This window comes from Chamaesiphon sp. OTE_75_metabat_556, from assembly GCF_031378165.1.
GTDB lineage: Bacteria > Cyanobacteriota > Cyanobacteriia > Cyanobacteriales > Chamaesiphonaceae > Chamaesiphon.
Genome location: NZ_JANNDR010000156.1, coordinates 1 through 7,787, shown reverse-complemented (window position 1 = coordinate 7,787; position 7,787 = coordinate 1). Strand labels below are relative to the sequence as shown.

At 49.3% G+C, this 7,787-nt stretch carries 8 protein-coding genes; 5 read left to right on the top strand and 3 right to left on the bottom strand.

What is annotated here, in order from left to right; all coding sequences use genetic code 11:
* Positions 1-858 (bottom strand): carbohydrate kinase (locus RMO27_RS06600; protein ID WP_309730800.1); only part of this gene is annotated, 858 nt, incomplete at its 3' end.
* A gap of 77 nt (positions 859-935) precedes the next feature.
* Between RMO27_RS06600 and queA the strand changes: the two genes are divergently transcribed.
* Entirely contained in the window at positions 936-2,018 is a 1,083-nt protein-coding gene (gene queA / locus RMO27_RS06595) for a tRNA preQ1(34) S-adenosylmethionine ribosyltransferase-isomerase QueA (RefSeq protein WP_309730797.1), read from the top strand.
* A gap of 38 nt (positions 2,019-2,056) precedes the next feature.
* Here queA and RMO27_RS06590 read toward each other — a convergent pair whose 3' ends face one another.
* Positions 2,057-2,194 carry a hypothetical protein gene (locus RMO27_RS06590; RefSeq protein ID WP_309730794.1) on the bottom strand — a complete coding sequence of 46 codons (138 nt, stop codon included), beginning with the start codon at positions 2,192-2,194 and terminating at the stop codon, positions 2,057-2,059.
* On the opposite strand from RMO27_RS06590, the gene RMO27_RS06585 reads away from it, so the two are divergent.
* Positions 2,193-5,018 carry a PAS domain S-box protein gene (locus tag RMO27_RS06585; protein WP_309730791.1) on the top strand — a complete coding sequence of 942 codons (2,826 nt, stop codon included), beginning with the start codon at positions 2,193-2,195 and terminating at the stop codon, positions 5,016-5,018. The genes RMO27_RS06590 and RMO27_RS06585 overlap by 2 nt on opposite strands.
* Complete coding sequence (locus RMO27_RS06580; protein WP_309730789.1) at positions 5,012-5,479, top strand: response regulator; 468 nt, start codon at positions 5,012-5,014, stop codon at positions 5,477-5,479. The genes RMO27_RS06585 and RMO27_RS06580 overlap by 7 nt, the downstream gene beginning before the upstream one ends.
* A 172-nt stretch (positions 5,480-5,651) precedes the next feature.
* Here the strand turns inward: RMO27_RS06580 and RMO27_RS06575 are convergent, their stop codons facing one another.
* Positions 5,652-6,146, bottom strand: coding sequence for a VOC family protein (locus RMO27_RS06575; protein WP_309730786.1), 495 nt, complete (start codon positions 6,144-6,146; stop codon positions 5,652-5,654).
* Between the two features lie 314 nt (positions 6,147-6,460).
* On the opposite strand from RMO27_RS06575, the gene RMO27_RS06570 reads away from it, so the two are divergent.
* Positions 6,461-6,661 carry a hypothetical protein gene (locus RMO27_RS06570; protein WP_309730781.1) on the top strand — a complete coding sequence of 67 codons (201 nt, stop codon included), beginning with the start codon at positions 6,461-6,463 and terminating at the stop codon, positions 6,659-6,661.
* Positions 6,662-6,709: 48 nt separating this feature from the next.
* A partial coding sequence (locus RMO27_RS06565) for a DUF3488 domain-containing protein (RefSeq protein ID WP_309730778.1) occupies positions 6,710-7,787 on the top strand: 1,078 nt, incomplete at its 3' end.

Here is a 7,787-nt window from a genome sequence, read left to right as displayed (position 1 = left end):
TCCGGCGGCTGCGGCATAGCGGATTATTTCCGCGCCATCTGTTTGGCCGGTGCCCAACTGATGTAATAATCCGGCGACAAAAGCATCGCCAGCTCCAGTCGTATCGATCGCTTTGACGGCAAAGGCTGGTTGCTGTCCGCTGTGGCCATCGAGCCAGTATTCACAGACATTGCCGCCATCGGTGATGAAAATTCCCAGAGCGGCAGGTAAGTGCGCACACAAGGATTGGGGTGATGTTTGGCCGTAAATTAACTCGGCTTCTTCTTTGGCAAACTTGACATAATCGGCCTTGGCTAATAATTGTTTAATCTGGGGGATGGCAACATCTATAGACGGCCAAAAAGTCGGTCGCCAGTTAATATCTACTAATATTTTGACACCATTTGCCTGGGCGAGGGCGACAGCTTGCCAGGTACTCTGGGCACTGAGTGGATATGCTAAAGCGATCGTTCCTAATAGCAAAAAGTCTGCGCCTGTAAATAAATCCTTGGGGACTTGGCTCAATTGGGTATCGGCAAATCGATCGGTCGGAATTTGGCCAAAACCACCAAAAACGCGATCGCCATCAACCGTTCTAATCACCTGGACTTGGCGGGTAGGTGCAGTAGGATGATTTTGAAGTCCGGTGAGATCGACACCTTCGCTTGCCAATTTTGCTGCCAACTTGGTGCCAGCTTCATCCTCACCCACGCAGCCGATAAATCGCGATCGATCGCCCATTTTGACCAACGCACACGCCACATTTGCCGGCGCACCGCCAGGTAATGGCGTCCAAGATGTGACTTCCTCGCTGCTGACTCCGCTTTGCTCGGCTAAGAGATCGAAAAGCACTTCACCAAGACAAATGACGGTAGACATAAAATTTTAGTTGATAGTTGATAGGTGATGGTTGATAGTTGATAAATGAGGGAAAATATCCGATCAAATCAACCAAGATGAATACCAGTGTAGACCGACTCCTCGCCAGTTATCATTATGAATTACCGCCAGAGGCGATCGCCCAAACGCCAGTCGTACCGAGAGATCGATCGAAGTTGCTGGTAGTCGAAACTGGGGATGGCCACCAACATCGTCAGTTTCATGAAATTGGCAATTTCCTGGCGGCTGGGGATTTATTGGTATTTAATAATACCCAGGTGATTCCAGCGCGGATGTATGGTGCCAAACCGACGGGCGCACCTGTGGAAATTTTACTACTATCCGAGCAGCAACATAATTGCTGGTTAGCATTGGTTAAGCCAGGACGCAAACTCAAAATTGGCACCCAAATTATTTTTCCCGCCCGTACAGCTACTGCCCCAATCCCCCAACTCACAGCCAGAATTATTGCCAGGGACGAGGTGACTGGTGGAAGATTGCTGCAATTCGAGCTACCCGAACATATTTCATTGAACTCTGTCCTGGCCGACTTTGGCGAATTACCGTTACCACCCTATATTCACGCGAGTACTTCTACTCCCGATCAGTATCAAACTGTCTATGCGAAAGTGCCAGGAGCCGTTGCGGCACCGACAGCGGGACTACATTTTACTAACGAATTACTCGATCGATTAGCCGAGCAGGGCATCGGGCAAGCGCACGTCACCCTCCATGTCGGTGTCGGCACCTTTCGCCCTGTGGAAGTTGAGGATATCACCACCCACCAGATGCACCACGAATGGCTAGAAATATCAGCGGAGACGATCGAGCGGATTCAGGCCACCAAAGCCGCTGGTGGCAAAGTTTATGCGGTCGGGACAACTGCCGTCCGAGTGCTGGAAACGGCGGCTCAAACTGGCAGATTGCAGCCTTACAGCGGCGATACGAATATCTTTATCTATCCCGGCTACGAATGGCAGATTGTCGATGGGTTGATCACCAATTTTCACTTACCAGGATCGAGTTTGATGATGTTGGTGAGTGCGGCCATCGGGCGACAAAGGTTACTAGATTTGTACCAAGTCGCGATCGATGATGGTTATCGATTTTACTCATTTGGCGATGCGATGTTAATTCGATCGGTTGGACTCAGCCAGTAATAAAACTCCGATCTGTACTTATGGAGATCGGATGTAGTTTATAATGTTGCTAAATTCAAATATTTATCCCGATCGACAGATGCGAATATTCGCACGATCGCCAGTTTGAGTGCATGAACTGCGGTTGCTAATGACGTGATGCCCCAGTTTTTAAACATGATGAGGGCGGAAGTCATGCTATTTAACAATCGATCGACCGATATTTCTACTCTAGAGCGTGTAATCGACTACACACCCCTAACTGTTGCGCCAGCGGCTACCGTGATGGCGGCCATTACCTTAATGGATGGCAGTGAAGATCTCAACGCGCCCACCAATCCGACTCGCGATCGACAGAATTATAGTTATGTCTTGGTGGTGGATCCAAATCGACCGATCGGGATTTTGACGCGGCGAGATGTAGTTAAACTTGTTACTGCTGGCACGGATTTAACCACAACTAAGATTGCGGAAGTGATGACTGCCCCAGTCATGACAATGAACATCACCGCAATCACAGATGCGATAACGGCATTATCTGTCATGCAGCAGCATCGGATTCGTCATTTACCGATCGTGGACGAATGCGGGTTATTGGTAGGGATGGTGACAGCGGAAGATCTACTCCAAGGCTACGAGCGGCTGGAACCATTGGCATCAATACTACCAGAACAGGAGAGCGGATCGAGTGAGATCGATCGGCAGAGTGAAGCGTCTTTGTTTCAGAGTCAACAAGATCTGAGCGATTTTGTGGAAAATGCGATCGGCTGTTTGCACTGGGTCGCGGCTGATGGCAAGATTATCTGGGCAAATCAGGCCGAGTTAGATTTATTGGGATATACGAGCGCAGAATACATCGGGCATTACATTACCGAGTTTCATGTCAATCGCACCACGATCGAGGATCTGCTTGATCGACTATTGCACGATCGAGCAGTCCGGGAATACGAAGCCGATCTGCGCTGTAAGGATGGCTCGATCCGCCATGTCCTGATCGATGCCAATTCGTCTTGGCACAATGGTGAATTTGTGCGAACTCGGTGTTTCACCCGCGACATCACCAAACGCAAGCAGGCAGAAGAAGATCTCAAAGAATTTAATGCGGCATTGAGTCATGCGATGGAGGGTATCGCCCGATTAGACCTGCATGGATGCTATGTTTGGGTCAATCAAGCCTATGCGGCGGCAATCGGCTACACGCCCGCAGCGATGGTGGGCATGGATTGGCAGCGCACGGTACATCCTGAAGATCTCCATACCATAGAACTTGCCTACAAGCAGATGCTCGATCTTGGCAAAGTGGAAGTAGCGGCCAGGGGAGTGCGTCAAGATGGCTCGATTTTTGATAAGCAACTGGTAATGGTGATGGCTGTCGATTCTCGTCAGCCATCGATCGGGCACTATTGCTTCATGAAAGATGTGACCGATACCAAGCAAGCTGAAGCAGATTTAATTCACAGCGAACATAAATTTCGGGCTATTTTTGATAGTATGAGCCAATTCATTGGGCTACTCACACCCGATGGCACCTTTATTGAAGGCAATCAGGCCGTGTTTGACGCTGTTGCTGTCGATCGAGCGGCAATTATCGGTAAACCATTCTGGGAGACGCCCTGGTGGACGCATTCGCCTGAATTACAGGAGCGGGTGAAAGCAGCAGTTGCCACGGCAGCAGCCGGGGAACTAGTGCGGTTTGAATCCGAACATATCTGGGCTGATGGCACGCCAGCGGTTGTAGACTTTTCGCTCAAGCCGATGTTTGATGCCACTGGGAAAGTGACGATGCTGATCCCCGAAGGACGAGATATTACTGATCGCAAGCGCAAAGAAGATATCCTGCGGAATATTGCGCTGGGAGTATCGGCCAAAACTGGGGCAGCGTTCTTTCAGGCATTAGTCGAATATCTCACCAAAGCATTACAGGTAGAATATGCTTTGATTAGTGAGCTGTTGCTGCCCTCGCAAGATCGAGTTAGTACCGTTGCTGCCTATGGCAACGGTGCCACACTCGATCGATTTGAGTATGCATTGCTGGATACACCTTGCCAGTACACGATCGATCGCCAATTCTATGTCTGTGCAGAACAGTTACAGCAGCAATTTCCTAACTTTGCCCTGCTGAGTGAGATTAGCGCACAAAGCTACATGGGGGTATTGTTGCGAAATTCAGCCGGACAGCCGTTTGGGCTGATTTGCGTGCTGAGTTGTCAACCCTTTTCCGAAACTCAACTGATGACGGAAATCTTGAATATTTTCGCAGCGCGGGCCGCAGCGGAGATCGAACGACAACAATCAGAGATCGAACTGCAACGTCAAAAACAAGATTTGGCGCGTTCCAATGATGAACTCCAGCAGTTTGCCTACGTGGCGTCCCACGACCTCCAAGAACCGCTACGGATGATTACCAGTTATTTGGAACTGCTCGAACGTCGCTACAAAGGTCAACTCGATGCCCAGGCGGATATGTTCATCGCTTATGCCGTAGATGGAGCCAGCCGGATGCAGATCCTGATTAACGATCTCTTGAACTATTCGCGGGTGGGGCGACAAGATCGAAATTTTGAAGCTGTCGATTGCGATCCGATCTGCGCGCAGGTGCTAACTAATCTCCAAGTGGCGATTTCCACCAACAAGGCGATCGTTTCCGCCGACCCACTCCCACGAGTGTATGGCAATTCCTCTCAACTCACACAGTTATTCCAAAATCTGATCGGCAATGCGATTAAATTTCGCAGCCAGGAGCCACCCCAAATTGAGATAAATGTCCGCTCGATCGAAGGCTGGTGGTTATTTTCAGTACGGGATAATGGTATCGGTATCGAAAATGAGTACTTGGATCGAATTTTTGTAATTTTTCAACGCTTGCACGGTAAAACCGAGTATCCTGGCACGGGCATCGGTTTGGCCGTTTGCAAAAAGATCGTCGAACGGCATGGCGGCAACCTTTGGGTCGAGTCGCAACCCGATCGAGGTTCGACTTTTTATTTCACTCTTCCTCCTCTTTTAAGTACTCTATGCTAAGTTCGTCACCGCTCGGTCGTACCATTCAAGTTTTATTGGTCGAAGACAACCTTGGTGATGTCGAACTCATAAAACTGGCGTTAGCAGAAAGCAATTTGCTCGTCAATCTGAGCGTGGTGGGAGATGGGGTTGCTGCCTTAGAATTTTTGCACTCTCAGCAGCAGGGAAATCCCCGGACACTCTATCCAGACCTCATCTTGCTCGATTTAAACCTACCGAAACAAAGCGGTCATGAAGTCCTCGCCGCGATCAAAGCCGATCGATCGCTCAAGCGGATTCCGGTAGTGGTGCTGACGACATCCCAAGCAGAAGAGGATATCCTCAGAGCCTACGATCTCTATGCTAGTGGCTATATTCCCAAGCCTGCTAGCTTCGATCGCTTCATCCAAGTCGTTCGTTCGATCGAGGATTTTTGGTTCTCAACGGTGAGATTGCCTTCTGAAATAGGGGATAGGGGATAGTTTATTGGGAATTAAGGAAGATGCTCGTCTATTCGACCCACGATCGCCTCCAGCAAATTGTTAATTAACGTAAATTCAGCATCGAGATTTCGCAAGATTTGTTTGTGTCACAAATCACCCAAGCCGCAGGGCGAGTTTGAGATCGGGACTAGAACGAATCTCCTAATGGCGATTAATCCCCGTCACAGCGAATTTCTACAATCAAACCATCGGGATCGTAACAGTAGATGCCGCGTCCGGTCGATTTGGCAAAGCCAACGCTACGCGAACGAGTGACGACTTCGCCATCAATTTTGACCTGATGGTCGTCCAAAATTTGGACGACTAAATCGAAGAGATCGGGCGCGATATCAAAAGCCAGATGATTGGCACGGGTGAATTGGACGGTCGGATCTGGCGACGGGGGCGATAAATCTGGCTCGGCAAACAAATCGAGCACTGTCCCATCGGGAATCCGAAAATTGGCAACCTGACCGCGGGCGACTAATTCAGATAAGCTTGACGGGATCTCACTGCCTGTAAGTTCGTGCAATCCCAAAATTGTCCCGTAGAAGTGGCGAGAAGCAGCCATATTTGCCACATTCAGCGCGATATGATGCAATCCGCGTAAGGCACCTGAAGGGAGCGTGGTAGGAGGAGACTCAGCAGCGACAGATCGTGGGGACATACTCACAATGGTTTTTAAAAAACAAATGGCTCAAATCCCGATAAATCGGTAATGCTAAACTAAATTTATCGCAAATCATTGAGGCGATCCCGACTCGATCGATACATTTGGGAGCCAAAGCTGGAGCTAACACTCTTATGCTAGCGAAAACAGGATGAATTTAGCACTAATTCCGATCGCGAACTGTCCCGATCTAGAGATAGCGGTGGTGTATATTCAAACTAAGAGGAAGATTTAACCAGTTCAAAGTGCATTACCTGGGGTTGACCTGAGTTCGACCAATATCTAAATCAATTTGAGAGTGAGTGCCGAACGTGGAAGATCGATTACCATTACTAGTTCAAAAACAACTCGATGCCAAAATTCGACAACGTCCACCACTATTTCCGTGGGAAACGAAACTTGAGGAGTATGAAACAACTGAAGACGAATCGGGGAACCCTAAACCTAATATCCCAACTTCAGCCTCAGAAACTTTTGGCGCGAGCGTTCCAGTGGAGCAGCGCGATCGCTAGCTAGAATGTGGCTGGTGGGTAAAGATAATTGCCATTTGTATTGTGATCATGCCCATATCCGTGCCACAACCACCAAGCTCGATCTTGGCAAAAATTCAGCAGCAGATGGCCATGCGGCCACAGACTGTCCCAGAGGAATCACTATTACTCCGAGTATTGGTGCAGTCGATGGTCGTAGTCGGCATTATCGCCACCGACGTGGCAGCAGATACACAGCTCAGTTTGTGGGCGATTCCGGTCAGTATCATGGGTGCTACTTGGAGTTGGTACCATCGCCACGACCGGAATATTGGCGCAAAATTTGGTTTAGCGTTGGCGATGCTAGGTGCGTTAGGTTACTTTGTTGCCCACCTAGTTGGCAGTATGAATGATACGCGACTAGTATTGGCCGAATTACTCGTGCAGATGCAGGCGATTCATACCTTCGATCTGCCGCGCCGCAAGGATTTGGGCTATTCGATGACGATCGGGTTAATTCTGATTGGCGTTGCGGGTACGCTCAGTCAGACACTAGCATTTGCGCCGCTATTATGCCTATTTTTGACGATCGCGATGCCAGTCTTATGGCTCGATTATCGATCGCGGCTGAATTTAGCACCATTGGCGATTAGCAATCCCGCTCAGATTGACAAGATTGGCATCCCCTGGCAGCAATTGGGACGGCTACTAGGGCTAGTGATCGCGATCGGTTTAATCATCTTTGCGCTGATGCCGCGTTTTCCTGGCTATCAAGGTTCATTACCTGTGAGTGCGCCGATTCAATACCAACAAAATAAATTCGACCCCAAACGGATGATTTCGCCCGGGTATCAACGCCAAGGCAAAGCCGGAACTGGCAAAGATCTCCAAATCGATGGTACAGGTGGCGATGGTCAAAGTGATGGTAAATTAGACGAGAATTTTTATTATGGATTCAACTCGCAAATCGACCAAAATCTCCGTGGGGTAATGAAACCCAAACTAGTGATGCGGGTACGCTCCCAAGCTCCAGGATTTTGGCGAGCATTGGCATTCGATCGCTATACCGGACAAGGTTGGGAAATATCTCGCAATGCCCAGACGACCAAAGTCCGGCGACCTGCTTGGGAACCGGATCGGGTGGAACATACGGTGCGATGGGAAGGCC